Genomic DNA, 18,054 nt, shown 5'->3' with positions numbered 1-18,054 from the left:
GGCCGGCTGCTACGTGCCGGGCGGCAAGTATCCGCTGCTGGCCTCGGCCCACATGTCGGTGCTGACGGCCAAGGTGGCCGGCGTGCCGCGCGTCGTCACCTGCGCCCCGCCATTCGGCGGCAAGCCGGCCCCGGCCATCGTCGCCGCCCAGGCCATGGCCGGCGCCGACGAGATCTACACCCTGGGCGGCGTGCAGGCCGTGGCCGCCATGGCCCTGGGCACGCAGACCATCGCGCCGGTGGACATGCTGGTCGGTCCCGGCAACGCCTATGTCGCCGAGGCCAAGCGCCAGCTGTTCGGCCGGGTCGGCATCGACCTCTTCGCCGGCCCCACCGAGACCCTGGTGATCGCCGACGACACCGTCGACGGCGAGCTCTGCGCCACCGACCTCCTGGGCCAGGCCGAGCACGGCCCCGACAGCCCGGCCATCCTGCTGACCACGTCGCGCAAGCTGGCCGAAGACACCATCGCCTGGGTCGAGAAGTTGCTCGAGATCCTGCCCACCGCCGCCATCGCCCGCCGGGCCTGGGAGAGTTTTGGCCAGGTGATCCTCGCCGACAGCGACGATGAGATGGTCGAGATCGCCGACAAAATCGCCTCCGAGCACGTGCAGGTGATGACCCGCGACCCGGACTATTTCCTCAAGCACATGACCAACTACGGGGCGCTGTTCCTGGGCCCGCGCACCAATGTCTCGTTCGGCGACAAGGTGATCGGCACCAACCACACCCTGCCGACCAAGCTGGCGGCCCGCTACACGGGCGGCCTCTGGGTGGGCAAGTTCATCAAGACCTGCACCTACCAGAAGGTGCTGACCGACGAGGCTTCGGCGCTGGTCGGCGAGTACTGCTCGCGGCTGTGCGCTCTGGAAGGCTTCGCCGGCCATGGCGAGCAGGCCAACATCCGCGTGCGCCGCTACGGCCATCGCGAGGTGCCCTATGCCGGCGCGGCCTCGCCCGTGCTGGCGGCGGAATAGGGGCGATGGAGCTGCCCCCTCTTGTGTTGCCAAGCACGCCGTCGTTCCGGCTGGACGGCCGCCGGGCCCTGGTCACCGGGGCGGGGCGAGGCATCGGCCTGGCCGCCGCCGCGGCCCTGGCCGACGCCGGCGCGGCCGTCACCCTGGTCGCCCGCTCGGCCGGCGAAATCGAGGCGGCGGCCCAGGCCATCCGCGAGCAGGGCGGGGCCGCCGAGGCTCTGGTGCTGGACGTCGGCGACGTCGAGGCCGTTCGCACGGCGCTCGCTAGCCGTCCGGCCTTCGACATCCTGGTCAACAACGCCGGCACCAACCGCCCCAAGCCGTTCACGGAGGTCACGGTCGAGGACTACGACGCCGTGCTCGATCTGAACCTGAAGGCCGCCTTCTTCGTCGCCCAAGCCGCCGCCCAGCGGATGGTGGAGGCGGGGGGCAAGGGCTCGATCATCCACATGACCTCGCAGATGGGTCATGTCGGCGGTCCCAACCGCACGCTCTACTGCGCCAGCAAGTGGGCGCTGGAGGGCCTCTCCAAGGCCATGGCCCTGGACCTGGCCCCGCACGGCATCCGCGTCAACACCATCGCCCCCACCTTCATCGAGACCCCGCTGACGAGGCCGTTCTTCGAGGACCAGGCGTTCCTGGCCAGCGTGCTCGCCAAGATCAAGCTCGGGCGCCTGGGCCAGGTCGAGGACCTGATGGGCGCCATCGTCTTCCTCGCCTCCGACGCCTCCGCCCTGATGACCGGCTCCTCGCTGGTGGTCGATGGCGGCTGGACCGCAGATTGAGTTCAAGGATCACCGCATGAAGCTCGCCACCCTGAAGTCCGACACTTTCGACGGTCGCCTGGTCATCGTCTCCCGCGACCTGAAGACGGCCGTCTTCGCGCAGGCCGCGCCGACCCTGCAGGCGGCGCTGGACCGTTGGGACGCGCTGGCGCCGGCGCTCCAGGCCCAGTCCGACGTCCTCAACGCCGGGACCGCGCAGGACGCCTTCGCCTTCGATCCGCACGAGGCCCTGTCGCCGCTGCCGCGCGCCTATCAGTGGCTGGACGGATCGTCTTTCCTGGCTCACGGCCGGCTGCTGGACAAGGCGTTCGGCATCCCGCCGATCCCCCAGGCCGACGTCGTGCCGATCATGTACCAGGGCGGCTCCGACGCCTTCCTGGCCCCGATGCAGGACGCGCCCTTCGTCGACGAGGCCGACGGCATCGACTTCGAGGCCGAATACGCGGTCGTCACCGGCGACGTCCCGATCGGCGCGACCGACGAGGAGGCGCAAGGGGCGGTTCGCCTCGTGCTGCTGGCCAACGACTGGAGCCTGCGGACGCTCCAACGCTTCGAGATGATGCGCGGCTTTGGCCCCATCCACGCCAAGCCCGCCACCGCCTTCGCGCCGGTCGCGGTGACGCCCGATGAGCTAGGCCCCGCCTGGGCCAACGGCCGGGTGGAGCTGCCGGTGCAGGTGGCCTGGAACGGCCAAGCCTTCGGCCGGCCCAGCGGCGCGGCCATGGACTTCACCTACGCCAAGCTCATCGTCCACGCCGCCCGCACCCGCGCCTTGAAGGCCGGGACCATCGTCGGCTTTGGCACCGTCTCGGAGGGCGCGCCCGACAAGGTCGGCTCGGCCTGCATCGCCGAGCGACGCGGCTGGGAAGTGATCCAGCACGGCGAGCCGAAGACCGGCTTCATGCGCTTTGGCGACACCGTCCGCATCGAGGTGCTGGACGAAGCCGGCGCTTCGGTGTTCGGAGCGATCGAGCAGAAGGCGGTCCAGGCAAGAGCCTGAGAGCCGTCCCCAATAACGATAAGCGCGACAAGAAGCGTAAAAAGGGTCGAGGAAATGGTCGGCAAGGTTCTGGTGATCGGCGGCGGCATCGCCGGCATGTCGGCGGCGATCCTGCTGCGGCGGAGCGGGGCGGCGGTCGATCTGGTCGAGATGGATCCGGCCTGGCGCGTCTACGGCGCCGGCATCACCATCACCGGGCCGACCTTGCGGGCCCTGCGCGCCGTGGGCGTGCTCGACGCGGTGCTGGCCCAGGGCGCGGCCTGGAGCGGCGGCACGGTCTTTTCCAAGACCGGAGAGTTCATCGCCGACCTTTCGACCACGCCGGTCGAGGAGGGCATCCCCGCCACAGGCGGCGTCATGCGGCCGGTGCTGCACGCGGTGCTGTCGGAGACGACCCGCCAGGTCGGGGTCGATGTCCGGCTCGGCGTCACGGTCGAGGCCCTGCATCCGGCGGGCGAGGCCGTCGAGGTCGCCACCAGCGACGGCGAGCAACGGACCTACGACCTCGTCATCGGCGCCGACGGCATCTTCTCGGCCACTCGCAAGGCGATCTTCCCCGAAGCTCCGGAGCCGCGCTTCACCGGCCAGGCCTGTTGGCGCCTGCTGGCCGAGCGTCCGCCGGGCTTCGACCGCTCGCACTTCTACATGGGCGGCGACCGCAAGATCGGCTTCAACCCCGTCTCGCCCACCCACGTGTACATGTTCCTGCTGGAGCATACGCCCGACGATCCGTGGATCGACCTGGCCGACCAGCCGGCGCGGCTGCACGCCCTGATGGAGGGTTTCGGCGGCATCGTTCCAGGCATTCGCGAAGGGGTGCTGGCTAACCCGACCATCAACTACCGGCCGCTGAAGATCCTGCTGCAGCCGCCGCCTTGGAATGTCGGCAGGGTGGTGCTGATCGGCGACGCCGTCCACGCCACCACCCCCCACCTGGCCTCCGGCGCCGGCATGGCGGTCGAGGACGCCGTGGTCCTGGCCGAAGAACTGGCGCGCGGCGGCGAGGTCGAGGCCGCGCTCGAACGCTTCACCGGCCGCCGCTTCGACCGCTGCCGGATGGTGGTGGAGAACTCCGTCCGCCTGGGCGAACTGGAGATGACTGGCGGTTCGCCGCAGGAGCACAACACCCTGATGGCGGCCTCGATCACGGCCCTGCGCCAGGCCATCTGACCCTTTTCCCGCGTCGTCTCCGACCTGGCCCGCCCGGCGATCCCGCCGGGCGGGCGCTTCTTTTGGAGCGTCCCGCGAGGCCCGGCCGCCGCGATACCTCCAATCCGAACAATGGATTTCTCGCCGCCTCGCCCGGGTGGTCTGTTCGCAAGGAGAACAAGAAGCCAGCGGGGAGGACGGCAAGGCGCAGGGCGCCGCGTCCGGACCCGTTCACGGAGTAGGGCATGGCGATTCTGGGTGTCGAGAGCGCGATTTTCGGCGTGGACGATCTTGAGCTCTGTACGCGGTTCTGGACCGACTTTGGCCTGACGCCGCTGTCGCGGACCGACGACGAGAGCGTGTTCGAGGTGGCCAGCGGGTCGAAGATCGTGGTCCGCCGCCGCGGCGACCCGCGCTCGCCCGCGACCTATGCCGGCAAGGTCGGCATGCAGGAGACCATCTGGGGCGTGGACACCCAGGAGTCCTTCGACGCCCTGGTCGCAGACCTGTCGCGCGACCGCGAGATCAGCTTCGACGCCGACGGCGCGGCCCACTTCTTCTGCGATGACGGCATGCCGATCGGCCTGAAGGTCTGGAACAAACGCCAGGTCGTCTCGCAGCCGGACGCGGTCAACGCGCCGGGGAACATCCAGCGCCTGAACCTGCACCGCAAATGGCGTCGGCGCTGCCTGCCCAAGACCATCAACCACGTGGTCTTCTTCGTGCACGACTACGTGGCCAGCCTGGAGTTCTTCATCGAACGCCTGGGCTTCCGCTACACCGACCATTCGCGCGGCGCCGGGGCCTTCGCCCGCGCCGACGGCACCCACGAGCACCACAGCATCTTCTTCGTCTCGACGGCCCTGCCGGTGGCCCCCGACGATCCGGGCTTCATGCACATCGCCTTCGGCCTGGAAGACATCGACGAGCTGATGCTCGGCGTGAACCAGATGCAGCAGAAGGGCTGGACCAACACCAGCCAGAACAGCTCCGGCGGCCTGTCGCGCCACCGCATCTCGTCGGCCATCTACTACTACTTCGACAACCCGAACGGCGGCGAGGCCGAGTACCACGTCGACACCGACTATCTCGACGACAACTGGGTTCCGCGGGTCTGGGACTGGAAGTTCGGCTCGCTACTGTGGGCCACCAGGACACCCAGCTTCTGGGAGGGCGAGGTCGCCTGGGACATGCAGTTCGACGCCGACCGTCGCTCGCTCGAGCCTTTCCGACGCCCCGGGGGCGTCGGCGACAAAAACGGAAATCTTCCGGACAAGCTCGACACGCTAACTGAGGAAGACGAGCACGCGATCTAAAGCGCGACAGCCTGTGCCGACAACGGTTCCGGCGACTGTCGCGCTCCAGAGAACAAAGACGGGCTCGCGACAAAAGACATTAGAGAGGGACAGTCAGTGACCACGTCTTCCGCCCCAGCCGCCCGGCGGGCCGGGCCCGTCCAGGGCCTCAGCCTGCTTCTGCCCGTGACGCTTTCGGTGATGGGGGCGCTGCTGGTGGCCCCGATCATCCCGCAGCTGATGCAGGCCTTCGCCCATGTGCCGGGCATCGAGTTCCTGGCGCCGATGGTGGTCACCATGCCCTCGCTGTGCATCGCCCTGTTCTCGCCGCTGGCGGGGATGCTGGGCGACTCGGTGGGCCGTCGCCGGCTGCTGATCTGGTCGATGGCGATCTACGCCGCCTTCGGCGTCGCCCCGTTCTTCCTGCGCGACCTCTGGGCGATCCTGGCCACCCGCGTGGTAGTGGGGATCATGGAGGCCGTGGTCATGACCCTGTCGACCACCCTGATCGCCGACCTCTTCCGGGGCGAGACCCGCGACCGCTGGTTGGCCGCCCAGGCGGGCACCGCCTCGGTCTCGGCCGTGCTGTTCCTGATGATCGGCGGCGCGGCCGGCCGTTTCGGCTGGCACGGGCCGTTCCTGGTCTATCTGTTCCCGCTGGTGCTGATGGTCGGCGTGATCGCCTTCACCTGGGAGCCTTCGCGGCAGGAGGCGGCCGGCGAGGGGGATGGCGAGGAGGCCCAGCGCCCGTCGCTCAGCTGGGCGGGCTTCCCGTGGAAGTTCATGCTCGGCGTCTGCGCCGTCACTCTGTTCGCGGCCACCATGTTCTACACCGTGCAGATCCAGCTCAGCACGGCGCTGTTCGCGCTGGGCGTGAAGGATCCGGCCCGCATCGGCCTGCTGACCGCCATCGCCAGCCTGGCCGTGCCGCTGGGCACCCTGTCGTTCTGGATCCTGTCGCCGCGCCTGCCGCTGCGGGGTCTGATGCTGCTGGAGTTCGCCCTGCTGGGCGTCGGCTTCATCCTGATGTCCCACGCGTCCAACGAGACTACTTTCGTGGCCGCCTCGGCCCTCAACCAGATCGGCGGCGGCATGATCCTGCCGACCATGCTGACCTGGGCCACGCGCGGGCTGCCGTTCGCTGTGCGAGCGCGCGGCATGGGCGTGTGGCAATCGACCTTCGCCCTGGGGCAGTTTGTCTGCGGCCTCTTGGTGCCGCTGATCGGCAAGTCGGTGGGCGGCATCCTGCCGACCTTCCAGGTGATTGGGGCGGCCAGCCTCGTCGCCGCCGTCCTGACCCTGATCGCCATGCTGGCGGCCAAGGGCGGCAAGCCGCAATCCATCGCCCAGGTGAGCCTCTGATGAGCCAGTTCAAGTACGGCTTCCACCATGGGGGCGTCAGCGTCCCCGACCTCGACGCCGCCGTCGAATGGTACGACCGCGTCCTCGGCTTCAAGGTCGAGCGTCGGTTCCCGATCCCGACCATCCCCGCCCAGGTGGCGATGATCGCCAACGGCGACCTGCGGATCGAGCTGTTCGAGGTGCCGAACGCCGCGCCGCTGCCCGAAGACCGCCGCATCCCAGACCGCGACGTCCACACCCACGGCAACAAGCACGTGGCCTTCGTCGCCAACGACGTCGTCGCCCTGTCGGAGGAGCTGAAAGGGCGCGGGGCCGACATCGTCTGGGTCAAGACCATGCCGCACGGCTCGGCCTGCTTCATCCGCGACCTGGCCGGCAACCTGATCGAGTTCGTGGAGGGGCCGATCCCCGCCGGGGAAGCCGGGAGCCTCTGAGCGCATGAGTACGCTTCTTTCCAACCGCCTGGCCGGCAAGGTCGCGGTCGTCACCGGCACGGGCGCCGGCATCGGCAAGGGCGTTGGCCTGATGTTCGCCCGCCACGGCGCGCGCGTCATTGGCTGCGACATCGACGCGGCCGCCGCGCAGGCCACGGCTGAGGAGGCCAAGGCCGAGGGCCTGGCCTTCGACAGCCTGCACCCCTGCGACCTCACGACCGAGGCCGGCGCCCAGGCCCTGATCGACAAGGCCGTGGCCCTGCACGGCGGGATCGACATCCTGGTCAACGCCGCCGCGATGGGCATCTTCGCCTTCATCGACGACATGACCTACGCCGACTGGCGCAGGACCATGACCGGCGAGCTCGACATCGTCTTCCTGGCCTGCAAGGCGGCCTGGCCGCATCTGGTGGCGCGGGGCGGCGGCTCGATCGTCAACTTCGCCTCGGCCAACGCCCGTCAGGCCCTGCAGGGCTCGGGCGCCCTGGCCCACTGCGCCGGCAAGGGCGGGGTGCTGGCCATGACCCGCCAGCTGGCGATGGAGGGCGGACCGCACAGGATCCGCGCCAACACCATCTCGCCGGGCCTGATCGTCACGGCGGCCACCGCGCCGGTCGTCGCCGACCCGGCCTTCGAGGCCGAAGTCCTTCGCAAGAAGATGATCAAGCGCCTGGGCCAGCCCGAGGACGTCGCCTGGCTGGCGACCTTTCTGGCGTCGGACGAGTCCAGCTGGATCACCGGCGCCGACCACGCCATCGACGGCGGCGCGACGGCCTGGTGAGGGCCTGACGAGACCCGGCGCGACGTTCATCCGTCGCGCCGATGGCGCCTATCCGAAGCAACGTTTTGTCGCCGAACGATGGTCGTCATAGCCTTTGCAGACAAAGGGATAGGCCGCCTCGCACCGCGCGTCAGACGCGGGCGGCGGCCGCAAGGAAACAAGGGGAATGCAGATGCGAGTCAGCTTGCTGACGTCGGTCGCCATGCTCGCCGCGCTGAGCGCGGGCGCGGCCATGGCCCAGGACCAGAAGTCCGCCGATACTGTCGAGCTGGGCGAGGTGGTCGTCACCGCCCAGCACAAGAACGAGACCATCCAGAAGGCGGCGGTGAACGTCACCGCGCTCGGGGCCGAGCAGCTGGAGCGCGCCTCCGTCGTCCAGGCCCAGGACCTCAACCGCGTCGCCCCCGGCATCCAGATCAGCCAGGGCGGTCCCTCGACCCAGATCTACATCCGCGGGGCCGGCACCTACGGCACCAACATGTACGCCGACCCGGCCGTGGCCTTCAACGTGGACGGCGTCTACATTGGCCGCCTGCCGGCCACCGAGGGCGTGTTCTACGACCTCGAGCGGGTCGAGGTGCTGAAGGGCCCGCAAGGCACCCTCTACGGCCGCAACGCCACCGGCGGCGCCGTCAACATCATCACCGCCAAGCCGAAGTTCGACTTCGGGGCAGGGGGCTCGCTGGAGGTCGGCGACTACAATCTGCGCCGGGCCGACGCCTATCTGAACGTGCCGGTCAGCGACACCTTCGCCCTGCGCATCGCCGGCCAGAGCGTGCGGCGCGACGGCTACCTGTCGGACGGCTACGACGACGCCAATGTCGATGCTGTCCGCGTGAAGGCCCTCTGGGCGCCGACCGACGACGTCTCGCTGCTGCTGGGCGCCAGCTACGCCCAGATCGGCGGCAAGGGGCCGGGCGCGGTGCCTGTGCCGCTGGTCGATCCCGACAATCCGTGGACGGGTCCCAGCACGGCGGCGGCCAACGCCTACCTGCTGTCCAACACCGGTCCGCCCTCGGCCCTGATCGCCTCGATCGGCTCGGACGGCTATGTGAACAACAAATTCTACGCCTTCGGCGGCGAGCTGAACTGGCGCCTGGGTTTCGCCGACCTGACGGTGATCGCCAACCAGACCCGCCAGGACGCCGACTACGTCACCTATCGCCCCGGCTTCTACTTCTCGCCCAACGACCACCAGATCCAGCGCTCGCTGGAAGCGCGCCTGTCGGGCGAGGCGGGCAAGCTGAAGTGGGTCACCGGCCTCTACGCCTACAAGGAAGACCAGCGCACCGACTTCACGGTCAACCAGGGCGCCTTCAACAAGAACCGCGTCGTGCTCGACAGCCTGACCGACGCCTCCTACGCCGCCTTCGGCCAGGGCACCTACAGCGTCACCGACGCCTTCCGCCTGACAGCCGGCCTGCGCTACACCCAAGAGACCAAGACGCAGCACGGAACGCTCGCCGTCGGCGGGGTGTCCAGCTCCAGCGTCGCCAACTCCACCTACTGCTCGGCGACCAACCAGGGCACGTTCTCGACGACCTATGTCTACGAGGGCGACACGACGGCGACCGACACCTGCATCTTCCCGGTGGCCGGCGACAAGACCTGGCGCTCGACCGACTGGAAGCTGGGTTTCGAGTACGACGTCGCCAGGGACTCGCTGCTCTACGGATCGGTCAGCACGGCCACCAAGGCCGGCGGCTTCTGGGCCGCGCTGGCGCCCAACACCTACGAGCCCGAGAAGCTGACGGCCTACGCGGTGGGCTCCAAGAACCGGTTCCTCGACCGCCGCCTGCAGGTCAACGCCGAGGTCTTCTACTGGGACTACAAGGACCACCAGGAAAGCCACCTGGGGCCGATCGTCAATCCGCCCGCCGGCTTCACCAACATCACCGAGAACTCGGGCAAGGCCGAGATCTACGGCGTCGATCTGGACACCCAGTTCAAGCTGACCGCCCGCGACCTGCTGACCGCCAACGTCCAGTACCTGCACGCGACCTACAAGGAGTTCAGCTACACCCGCTCGGCCTCGCTGCCGGCGGCGATCACCAGCTGCGCCACCACTACCCAGACCTCGGGCGATTACACGCTGGACTGCTCGGGCAAGCGCATGCCGCGTACGCCCGAATGGCTGGTGAACCTGGGCTACGAGCACCGCTTCGACCTGCCGAATGGCGGCTCGATCACGCCTTCGGCCCACACCACCTGGTCGGCGGCCTACTGGCTGGCGATCGACTACGTGCCCAACGAGCGACAGCCGTCCTACTGGATGCACGACCTCGACGTCACCTACGCCGCGCCCGGCGGCAAGTGGTCGCTGGCGGGCTACGTGCACAACGTCGGCAACGAGGCGGTCTTCACCGACGCCTACCTGCAGCCGTTCACGACGGGAATCTCCTACAGCGTCCTGCGCGCCCCGCGCACCTGGGGCGTGCGGCTGTCGGCCAAGTACTGATCGCTCTCGATCGAACTTGCCGGGACGCGTCGGGGGGGGGGCGGCGCGTCCCTTTTTCTTTGGCCCCGCAGCTATCGGCGCCGCCGATGGCGGCCATGGGCACAAGCGCTTTTTCCGTTTCCGCCGGCCCGCTTAAGACCGCTGGAAAGCACCAGGAGACCCTCAGGATGTTCGAGTACTTCCCCGGCAACTACGTCTGGAACCTGTCGGTCTGCATCGCCCTGGAATCCGGCGGCCAGGTCGGCGAGGTCGACGCCATGTGCCGCCCGATCCGCGAGGCGGCCACGCGCGGCGGGGACGCGGGCACGGTCGAGTTCATGGAAAGCTGGGCGGCCATGGCCGACACCCTGTGGGATCTGGCCCAAGAGGATCTGGCCGCCGGCCGCCGCCTGTCGGCCGGCCCCAAGCTGCTGCGCGCGGCCCTCTACTACTTCACCGCCGAGCGCATGCAGAGCCGGGGCTCGGTGCGCCGCGTCGCCACCTACGCCCGGGCGCTGGAGGCTTTTTCGCTGGGCTGCGAGCACGGCCGCCAGAACTGCCGCCGGGTCGAGATCCCCTATGAGGGCGGCGTGATCGCCGGCCTGTTCGTCCAGGCGCAAGGCGTCGACGGTCCCGCGCCGTGCCTGGTGCAGGTCAACGGCCTCGACAGCGTCAAGGAGCTGCTGTTCCTCAACCGCGAACCCGACGCCCTGGCCGCGCGCGGCGTCTCCTCGCTGATCATCGACCAGCCGGGCACGGGCGAGGCCCTGCGCCTGCACGACCTCAAGGCCGTCTTCGACACCGAGCGCTGGGCCTCCAAGGTGGTCGACTGGCTGGACACCGTTCCCGAGGTCGATCCCAAGCGCATCGGCATGCACGGCGTGTCGCTCGGCGGCTACTACGCCCCGCGCGCGGTGGCCTTCGAGCCGAGGTTCGCGCTCGGCGTCGTCTGGGGCGCCAACCACAATTGGGGCGAGATGCAGAAGCGCCGCCTGGCCCGCGAAGGCGACATGCCCGTGCCGCACTACTGGGAGCACGTGCGCTGGGTCTGGGGCGGCGAGACCGTCGACGACTTCATGGCCATCGCCGAGCAGGTCACCCTGAACGGGGTGATGGAGAAGATCGCCGTGCCGTTCCTTGTCACCCACGGCGAGAACGACCGCCAGATCCCGCTGGAATATGCCCACCAGAGCTACGACCAGCTGACGGCTAGTCCCAAGCGCGAGCTGAAGATCTTCGGCGCCCGAGAGCAGGGCGTCGAGCACTCCAGCCTCGACAACGTCGCCAACGCCCGCGACTGGATCGCCGACTGGGTGGCCGAGACGTTCGCGGCGATGAAATAGCGTTCTTGCCCTCTCCCCTTGCGGGAGAGGGTGGCCCCGCGGAGCGGGGTCGGGTGAGGGGTCTCTCAAACCTCAAAACCGCGACGGCGGTCGTGCCGGGCGAGGCGTCTCATGTCTGAGAGACCCCTCATCCGTCATCCTTCGGATGACGCCTTCCCCCGCAAGGGGAGAAGGAGCTATTCCTCCGCTTCGTCAAACCGCACCCGCGCCGCGCGGATCGCCGCGTTGTGGGCGCGCACCCAGTCCATCAGCCGTTCGACCTCGGCCAGCAGGCCTTCGCCCAGCGGCGTGATCGCGTAGTCCACGCGCGGCGGCACGGTCGGGGTGATGGTGCGGCCGATCAGGCCGTCGCGCTCCAGGCTTCGCAGGCGCAGGGTCAGCATGCGCTGAGAGATCGCGCCTTCCCAAGACAGCACGCCCACCAGCCGCCGCAGCGTCGCGTGGCGGAAGGTCCCGCCGCGCAGGATCAGCAGCAGCAACAGGCTCCAGCGGTCGCCGACCCGGGCGAACACTTCGCGCATGGGATCGCTGCGGTCGCCGCCGTTGCGCGCCTGGTCGGCGGCGAGATCCGCCAGCGGCCGGATCGCCGCCACCAGGGCATCGCCCTTGAAATCGACCTTCAGGATACGGCCGATCTCGGCCTGGACGGCGTCCAGGGCGCGCGGCGGCTGTTGGGCGTCCATGCGGCGAATCCTCCCGAGGATGGGAACAATAATGTGCCGTCTTACGGCGAAAAACGCCTCGCCCTATCCCTCCTTCGACGCCCGCGCAGACGGGCTCGATCAGAGGAGGAGGCAAGCCTTGGGCTCCCTTGCGGACAAGACCGCCATCATCACCGGTGCGGGGGGCGGCATAGGCCTGGCCACCGCGCTGCTGCTGGCCGAGCGCGGCGCGCGCGTCGCCGTCGCCGATCTTCGCCTGGAGGCCGCCGACGCCACGGCGCAGGCCGTGCGCGACGCCGGCGGCGAGGCCATCGCCTTCCAGGCCGACCTCGGCGTCGAGGCCGACGGGATCGCCCTCGTCGAGGCTACCCTGGCCGCCTTCGGCCGCATCGACATCCTGCACAACAACGCCGCCGACCTCGCCCCCGAAATGAGCCCGGGCTTCGACGGCGATGTCGAGACCACCTCGACCGAGGTCTGGACACGGGCGCTGCTGGTCAACGTCCGGGGCACCGCCCTGATGTGCAAGGCCGTGATCCCGCACATGGTCGCGGCCGGCGGCGGTTCGATCGTCAACACCGCTTCGAACCTTGGCCTGCAGGGCAACATCGTCCAGGTCGCCTACGGGGCCTCCAAGGCCGCCGTGCTGCAGCTGACCCGCTCGATCGCCGCTTCGCACGGCCGCAGGGGCATCCGCTGCAACGCCGTCTCGCCGGGCCTGACCCTGACGCCGGCCGTCGCCGCCCACATCCCCGACAGTCATCGCCAGGCCGTCGAGGCCGAGACCCTGACCCCGTACCTGGGCGAGGCGCGCGACATCGCCGCCGCCGTCGCCTTCCTGGCCTCCGACGAGGCCCGCTACGTCACCGGCCACAACCTCGTCGTCGACGGCGGCACCGCCATCCACGTGCCCGGCTTCGAACGCCTCCAGAGCCTCTGGGCCTAAGGAACCATCAAATGAGCAAGACTTACGACGTCGTCGTCATGGGCGCGGGCCACAACGGCCTGACGACCGCCGCCTACCTGGCCAAGGCCGGCAAGAAGGTGCTGATCCTCGAACGCCAGCCGTTCCCCGGCGGCGGGGTGGTGACGCGGGAGATCAACTCGCCCGGCTACCGCCACGACCTGCACTCGTCCTGCCACATCATGATCCAGGGCAACCCGCTGCTGACCAACGACGAGCTGGGCCTCTTCAGCAAGTTCGGCCTGAAGTACAACTACTCGGACGTGCCCTACGCCAGCATCTTCCACGACCAGGAGACGCTGATCACCTACAAGGACCTCGATCGGTCCTGCCAGCAGATCGCCCGCTATTCCGAGAAGGACGCCGAGACCTATCGCGCCTTCGCCCTGCGCAGCATGCAGATGCTGCCCATGTTCGTGTCGGGGCTGTATGCCCCGCCGTTCCCAATGGGCGCCTTCATCGCCATGCTCGACCAGAGCGAGGAAGGGCGCGAGATGCTCGACGCCATGAGCCGCAGCTCGCTCGACATCATCGACAACGCCTTCGAGAACGACCGGGTCAAGATCCACCTGCTGAAGCTGGTGACCGAGAACCTGCAGCTGCCCGACGAGCTGGGCACCGGCATGGGCATCTATCTGATGCCGGGCATCATCCACACCTACGGCGTCTCCCAGCCGGTGGGGGGCAGCGGCGGCCTGACCGACGCGCTGGTGCGCTGCCTCGAGCACTACGGCGCCGAGATCCGCTGCGAGGCCGAGGTCTCGCGCGTCATCGTCTCGGGCGGCAAGGCGACGGGCCTGGAGCTTGCCGACGGCGAGCAGGTCTTCGCCAAGGACGGCGTCATCGGCGCCATTCATCCCCACCGCCTGCGCCAGTTCGTCGAGGGCGTGGCCGAACCCGTCCTCAAGCGCGCCGAGCGGGTCAACACCTCGACCTTCAGCCTGTTCGTCAGCCACTACGACCTGAAGAAGCAGTCGACCCTCTACGCCGGTCCCGAGGTGCAGACGGCGACCATGCTGGAGTATTTCACCTTCGACCGGCTGGACGACCTGCTTGACGACTTCGACGCCCTGCGCCGCCGTCGCCTGCCGGCCCGGCCGCTGACCGGCGGCGGCGACGAGACCCACGCCGACCCAAGCCGCGCCCCGCCCGGCGGCGGCATCTGGCACGCCATCACCATGTCGCCCTACGACCTGGCCGACGGCGGCCCTTCGCGCTGGGACGAGATCAAGGACGAGGTGGCGGCCAAGAACCTCAGCTTCTACCAGAAGTTCACGCCCAGCCTGACGGCCGACAACATTATCGCCGCCACCCACTGGTCGCCGCTCGACATGGAGCGCAGCTCGCCCAACAGCTTCGTCAACGGCGACATGCATGGCGCAGCGCCCTTCATGTACCAGACCGTCGCCCACCGCCCGACGCCGGACCTGGGCAACTACACCGTCCCGGGCGTCGATCGGCTCTATCTGGTCGGGCCGTTCCAGCATCCGGGCGGCGGCGTCTACGGCGCGGGCCGGGCCACGGCGATCAAGATGTTCGACGACCTCGCCATCGACTTCGACAAGACCGTGAGCCGGTGAGCGCCATGAAGATCTACGACGCGACCAACAAGGAGCTGATGGCCGTCTCCTCGATCGCCCGCGACGGCGACGACCTGGTCATAAAGGGCAAGATCTTCGGCGCCATGCCGATGACCGCCAAGCTGCGGCCGGAAGAGGCGAGGGCGGCCCTGAAGCTGCTCGACGCCAAGACGGTGTTCTTCCTGCTGACCCTGCTGTTCCGCAAGTCCAGCAAGGCCTGAGACGGGGTGATGGGGAGGGCTTCGGCTCTCCCCGAGACCGCTGTTACTCGATTGAAACACACCCCGCCTTCGCCGATGGCTGGTACCCCTCCAATCGCTTTGACCTTAAGGGCCTCCAGCCCCCAGCCTCCCTGCCAACGCCGCGCTCGAAGACGGCGTCATGCATAGAGGGAGGGACTTCGATGAAAGTCGCTTTGCGGGCCGGTGCGGCCCTTGGCGTTCTGCTCGTGGCCGCCGGCGCGGCCCATGCTCAGGGGGCTGGCAAGGCCCCTGGGGCCGACGACGGGACCCAGCTGACCGAGGTCGTGGTCACCGCCGAAAAGCGTGAGACGACCCTGCAGAAGACGCCGCTGGCCGTCAGCGCCATCAGCGGCGAGGCCCTCCAGAAGCAGGGCGTGACCGGGATCAAGGACGCCATCGCCCTGATCCCCAGCGTCCAGATTCAGCAGGCCAACACCGGCGCCAGCTTCTACATCCGCGGCATCGGCGCGCGCGGCGCGCTGGACCTGCCGACCTCGCCGGTGACGGTCAGCTACGACGGCGTCGTCCAGCAGCGCAACGAACTGACCGGCGTGGCCATGGCCGATGTCGAGCGGGTGGAGGTGCTGCGCGGGCCGCAGGGCACGCTCTACGGCCGTAACGCCAACGCTGGCGCGGTCAACGTGCTCTACCGCAACCCGGTGCTGGGCGAGTTCTCCGGCGGCGCCAGCCTGCAGGTCGGCAACTACGACGCCCTGCGCACCGAAGGCGTGATCAACCTGCCGCTCGGCGACAAGGTCGCCCTGCGGGTGGTCGGGGGCAGCAATTCGCACGACGGCTACCTGTCCAACGGCCTCAACGACGCCGACGAGAAGTTCGCCCGCGCCAAGCTGCTGATCGCGGCGAGCGACGACCTGCGCTTCATCCTGTCGGCCGAGCGCCAGCAGGCCGGCGGCCAGGGCTCGGGCAACGTGCTGCTGCCGACCAGCAGCCGCAGCGATCCGTGGACCGCCCCGTCCTACGGCAGCCTCTACACCATCCCGGCCGGCGCCGCCGTCTACTGCAATCCCAATTGCGACGCCGACTACAGCATGAAGAACACCACCCTGCGCGGCCAGGCCGACTGGGACCTGTCGTGGGCGCGGCTGACGGCGATCCTCGGCCACCAGGACTTCGAGCGCACCTATCTCCAGCCGTTCTCGGGCACCTGGGAGAAGGACACCCTGCCGGCCAAGCAGGACAGCGCCGAGATCCGCCTGGCCTCGCCGGCGACCTCGCCGATCTCGTGGGTGCTGGGCGCCTTCTACCTGAAGTACGACGGCTCGGGGCAGTTCCGGATCAACTACACCTTCGACGAGGTCCGTTCCTTCGACCGCAACGTCAGCAAGACCTCGGCCGCCTTCGGCCAGGTGATCGTGCCGCTCAACGACCGCCTGCGCCTGACCGGCGGCCTGCGCTACACCAAGGACGAGGTCGACGCCCTCAACAGCAGCGGCACCCAGGCGTCCTACGCCGCGGGCGGGCTGACCTCGGCGGGCGCGGTGACCAACAGCTACAGCAAGCTGACCTGGAAGGCCGGCGCCGAGTTCGACCTGGCGGCGCGCTCGCTGGTCTACGGATCGGTCTCGACCGGCATCAAGGGCGGCGGCGTCAACGCCAGCGGGATCACCTACGGCCCCGAGGAGATCACCGCCTACGAGCTGGGCAGCAAGAACCGCTTCCTCGACAACCGCCTGCAGGTGAACGCGGCCGCCTACTACTACGACTACACGGGCTACCAGCTGTCCTATTACTACTATGTCGGCCTGGTCCCGACCTTCCTGACGGCCAACGTGCCGGGCAAGACCAAGGTCTACGGCGTCGAGCTGGAAGGCAGCTATCTGCTGACCGGCGCCGACCGCTTCGACGGCAGCGTCTCGTGGCAGGAAAGCAGCTTCGGCAACGCCTCGGTCGCCACCTCGTGCTCGGGCACGACCTGCACCATGACCGACCTGACCGGCCGGCCTCTGCCGCGCACCCCGCGCTGGACGGTGACGGGCGCCTATGAGCACCGCTTCGACCTGGCCAGCGGGGCGGCGATCACCGCCCACCTCGATGCGCAGTGGAAGTCGAGCTACTTCGTCGACCTGCTGCGGTTCAACAACTCGCTGGCCAAGTCCTACACCCTGGCCAACGCCCGGGTGACCTATGACGAGCCCGACGGCAAGTGGTCGATCGGGGCCTATGTCAACAACATCGGCAACAAGGCCGTGCTGGAGCAGGCCAACACCGCCGGCCCGGTCAACGTCTACGGCGTGATCGGCAATCCGCGGACCTACGGCCTGGTGCTGACGGCGAAGTTCTAGCGGGAAGGGCGGCCCGTATCCTGGGCCGCCCGACTTCGCGATCAGTAGCCCGCCGTGAACCGCGCCCGCACGTGGCGCGGCGTTTCCAGTTCATCGACCAGGGCCACGGCGTAGTCCTCGAAAGAGATCGCGCTTTTGCCGTCGGCGTCGAAGATCAGGTCGTCGGCGCCCAGCCGGAACGCGCTGGTGCGCTCGCCGGGCGTGAAGAACCGCGACGGGCTGAAGAAGGTCCAGTCCAGGTCGCTGGCCCGCAGCTGCTCCAGGAAGGCCCAGCCGGCCCGCGCCTCGGGTTTGACATGCTCGGGGAAGCCCGGCCCGTCGACCTCGCGCACCCCGGGCGAGACCCACAGGCTGCCCGCCCCGCCGACCACGACATAGCGCTTCACCCCGGCCCTCCGCACGGCCTCGATCAACCCGGCCGTATCGACCGAGGTGAACTTCAGGGCGCTCACCACGGCGTCGGCCCCGTGCAGGGCCTGCGCGGTCGCGTCGACGTCGGCGGCGTCCAGCGCTCGCGCCGCCACGCCCGGCAGCGCCGGCGTCTTCTCCGGATGGCGCGATAACGCCGCGACCGTGTGCCCCCGGTCGGAAAGCTCCTTCAGGATCCTCGATCCCGCCGCGCCCGTGGCGCCCAGCAAGGCGACCTTCATGGTTTCGTCTCCCTCGTCTTGTTGAGCCGCCAGCCTAGCCTTGGCCCGTCGCTGGCCGCGCATCGCTTTCCTGGCCGCCAGCTATCGGATC

Annotated in this window: 16 protein-coding genes; 14 read left to right on the top strand and 2 right to left on the bottom strand. The window is 69.0% G+C overall.

Annotated features, from left to right (window positions below):
- The 10 genes from hisD to AC2YHT_RS15035 form a co-directional block, all read left to right on the top strand.
- A partial coding sequence (hisD, locus tag AC2YHT_RS15080; RefSeq protein WP_487290605.1) for a histidinol dehydrogenase occupies window positions 1-976 on the top strand: 976 nt, incomplete at its 5' end.
- Between the two features lie 5 nt (window positions 977-981).
- Window positions 982-1,761 carry an SDR family NAD(P)-dependent oxidoreductase gene (locus AC2YHT_RS15075; protein WP_487290604.1) on the top strand — a complete coding sequence of 260 codons (780 nt, stop codon included), beginning with the start codon at window positions 982-984 and terminating at the stop codon, window positions 1,759-1,761.
- 16 nt (window positions 1,762-1,777) lie between these two features.
- On the top strand, window positions 1,778-2,761 hold the full coding sequence (locus tag AC2YHT_RS15070; RefSeq protein ID WP_487290603.1) for a fumarylacetoacetate hydrolase family protein: 984 nt from the start codon (window positions 1,778-1,780) through the stop codon (window positions 2,759-2,761).
- A gap of 54 nt (window positions 2,762-2,815) precedes the next feature.
- Entirely contained in the window at window positions 2,816-3,931 is a 1,116-nt protein-coding gene (locus tag AC2YHT_RS15065) for an FAD-dependent oxidoreductase (protein WP_487290602.1), read from the top strand.
- A 224-nt stretch (window positions 3,932-4,155) separates the two neighbouring features.
- Complete coding sequence (locus AC2YHT_RS15060; RefSeq protein ID WP_487290601.1) at window positions 4,156-5,226, top strand: VOC family protein; 1,071 nt, start codon at window positions 4,156-4,158, stop codon at window positions 5,224-5,226.
- A 96-nt stretch (window positions 5,227-5,322) separates the two neighbouring features.
- The gene (locus tag AC2YHT_RS15055; protein WP_487290600.1) at window positions 5,323-6,567 is read left to right on the top strand and encodes an MFS transporter; all 1,245 of its coding nucleotides are present in this window, start codon (window positions 5,323-5,325) and stop codon (window positions 6,565-6,567) included.
- On the top strand, window positions 6,567-7,001 hold the full coding sequence (locus AC2YHT_RS15050) for a VOC family protein (protein ID WP_487290599.1): 435 nt from the start codon (window positions 6,567-6,569) through the stop codon (window positions 6,999-7,001). The genes AC2YHT_RS15055 and AC2YHT_RS15050 overlap by 1 nt, the downstream gene beginning before the upstream one ends.
- Before the next feature lie 4 nt (window positions 7,002-7,005).
- On the top strand, window positions 7,006-7,782 hold the full coding sequence (locus AC2YHT_RS15045) for an SDR family NAD(P)-dependent oxidoreductase (protein ID WP_487290598.1): 777 nt from the start codon (window positions 7,006-7,008) through the stop codon (window positions 7,780-7,782).
- A gap of 172 nt (window positions 7,783-7,954) precedes the next feature.
- Window positions 7,955-10,240 carry a TonB-dependent receptor gene (locus AC2YHT_RS15040; protein WP_487290597.1) on the top strand — a complete coding sequence of 762 codons (2,286 nt, stop codon included), beginning with the start codon at window positions 7,955-7,957 and terminating at the stop codon, window positions 10,238-10,240.
- Window positions 10,241-10,407: 167 nt separating this feature from the next.
- On the top strand, window positions 10,408-11,562 hold the full coding sequence (locus AC2YHT_RS15035; RefSeq protein ID WP_487290596.1) for an alpha/beta hydrolase family protein: 1,155 nt from the start codon (window positions 10,408-10,410) through the stop codon (window positions 11,560-11,562).
- Window positions 11,563-11,738: 176 nt separating this feature from the next.
- Here the strand turns inward: AC2YHT_RS15035 and AC2YHT_RS15030 are convergent, their stop codons facing one another.
- A complete protein-coding gene (locus tag AC2YHT_RS15030; protein ID WP_487290595.1) occupies window positions 11,739-12,245 on the bottom strand; it encodes a winged helix-turn-helix transcriptional regulator in 507 nt (168 codons plus the stop codon).
- 118 nt (window positions 12,246-12,363) lie between these two features.
- Between AC2YHT_RS15030 and AC2YHT_RS15025 the strand changes: the two genes are divergently transcribed.
- The 4 genes from AC2YHT_RS15025 to AC2YHT_RS15010 all read left to right on the top strand — a co-directional run bounded on the left by AC2YHT_RS15025 (window position 12,364) and on the right by AC2YHT_RS15010 (window position 17,313).
- Window positions 12,364-13,170 (top strand): SDR family NAD(P)-dependent oxidoreductase, encoded by an 807-nt coding sequence (locus tag AC2YHT_RS15025; RefSeq protein WP_487290594.1) that lies wholly within the window; start codon window positions 12,364-12,366, stop codon window positions 13,168-13,170.
- An 11-nt stretch (window positions 13,171-13,181) separates the two neighbouring features.
- Entirely contained in the window at window positions 13,182-14,768 is a 1,587-nt protein-coding gene (locus tag AC2YHT_RS15020) for a phytoene desaturase family protein (protein WP_487290593.1), read from the top strand.
- A gap of 5 nt (window positions 14,769-14,773) precedes the next feature.
- Window positions 14,774-14,989, top strand: a complete 216-nt coding sequence (locus tag AC2YHT_RS15015; RefSeq protein ID WP_487290592.1) for a hypothetical protein — start codon at window positions 14,774-14,776, stop codon at window positions 14,987-14,989.
- A gap of 182 nt (window positions 14,990-15,171) precedes the next feature.
- Complete coding sequence (locus tag AC2YHT_RS15010; protein WP_487290591.1) at window positions 15,172-17,313, top strand: TonB-dependent receptor; 2,142 nt, start codon at window positions 15,172-15,174, stop codon at window positions 17,311-17,313.
- A gap of 41 nt (window positions 17,314-17,354) precedes the next feature.
- Here the strand turns inward: AC2YHT_RS15010 and AC2YHT_RS15005 are convergent, their stop codons facing one another.
- Window positions 17,355-17,963 carry an NAD(P)-dependent oxidoreductase gene (locus AC2YHT_RS15005; protein ID WP_487290590.1) on the bottom strand — a complete coding sequence of 203 codons (609 nt, stop codon included), beginning with the start codon at window positions 17,961-17,963 and terminating at the stop codon, window positions 17,355-17,357.
- Window positions 17,964-18,054 lie beyond the last annotated feature (91 nt).

The organism is Caulobacter sp. SRI_008 (genome assembly GCF_057586355.1).
The sequence above is the reverse complement of the archived record's forward strand: the minus strand, read 5'-3'. Positions and strand labels throughout refer to the sequence as shown.

What these genes read in the sequence shown, in the direction of transcription:
- AC2YHT_RS15075 (WP_487290604.1), top strand. Translation starts at nt 982, where the DNA reads ATGGAGCTGCCCCCTCTTGTGTTGCCAAGCACGCCGTCGTTCCGGCTG.
- AC2YHT_RS15070 (WP_487290603.1), top strand. Translation starts at nt 1,778, where the DNA reads ATGAAGCTCGCCACCCTGAAGTCCGACACTTTCGACGGTCGCCTGGTC.
- AC2YHT_RS15065 (WP_487290602.1), top strand. Translation starts at nt 2,816, where the DNA reads ATGGTCGGCAAGGTTCTGGTGATCGGCGGCGGCATCGCCGGCATGTCG.
- AC2YHT_RS15060 (WP_487290601.1), top strand. Translation starts at nt 4,156, where the DNA reads ATGGCGATTCTGGGTGTCGAGAGCGCGATTTTCGGCGTGGACGATCTT.
- AC2YHT_RS15050 (WP_487290599.1), top strand. Translation starts at nt 6,567, where the DNA reads ATGAGCCAGTTCAAGTACGGCTTCCACCATGGGGGCGTCAGCGTCCCC.
- AC2YHT_RS15045 (WP_487290598.1), top strand. Translation starts at nt 7,006, where the DNA reads ATGAGTACGCTTCTTTCCAACCGCCTGGCCGGCAAGGTCGCGGTCGTC.
- AC2YHT_RS15040 (WP_487290597.1), top strand. Translation starts at nt 7,955, where the DNA reads ATGCGAGTCAGCTTGCTGACGTCGGTCGCCATGCTCGCCGCGCTGAGC.
- AC2YHT_RS15035 (WP_487290596.1), top strand. Translation starts at nt 10,408, where the DNA reads ATGTTCGAGTACTTCCCCGGCAACTACGTCTGGAACCTGTCGGTCTGC.
- AC2YHT_RS15030 (WP_487290595.1), bottom strand. Translation starts at nt 12,245, where the DNA reads ATGGACGCCCAACAGCCGCCGCGCGCCCTGGACGCCGTCCAGGCCGAG.
- AC2YHT_RS15020 (WP_487290593.1), top strand. Translation starts at nt 13,182, where the DNA reads ATGAGCAAGACTTACGACGTCGTCGTCATGGGCGCGGGCCACAACGGC.
- AC2YHT_RS15015 (WP_487290592.1), top strand. Translation starts at nt 14,774, where the DNA reads ATGAAGATCTACGACGCGACCAACAAGGAGCTGATGGCCGTCTCCTCG.
- AC2YHT_RS15010 (WP_487290591.1), top strand. Translation starts at nt 15,172, where the DNA reads ATGAAAGTCGCTTTGCGGGCCGGTGCGGCCCTTGGCGTTCTGCTCGTG.
- AC2YHT_RS15005 (WP_487290590.1), bottom strand. Translation starts at nt 17,963, where the DNA reads ATGAAGGTCGCCTTGCTGGGCGCCACGGGCGCGGCGGGATCGAGGATC.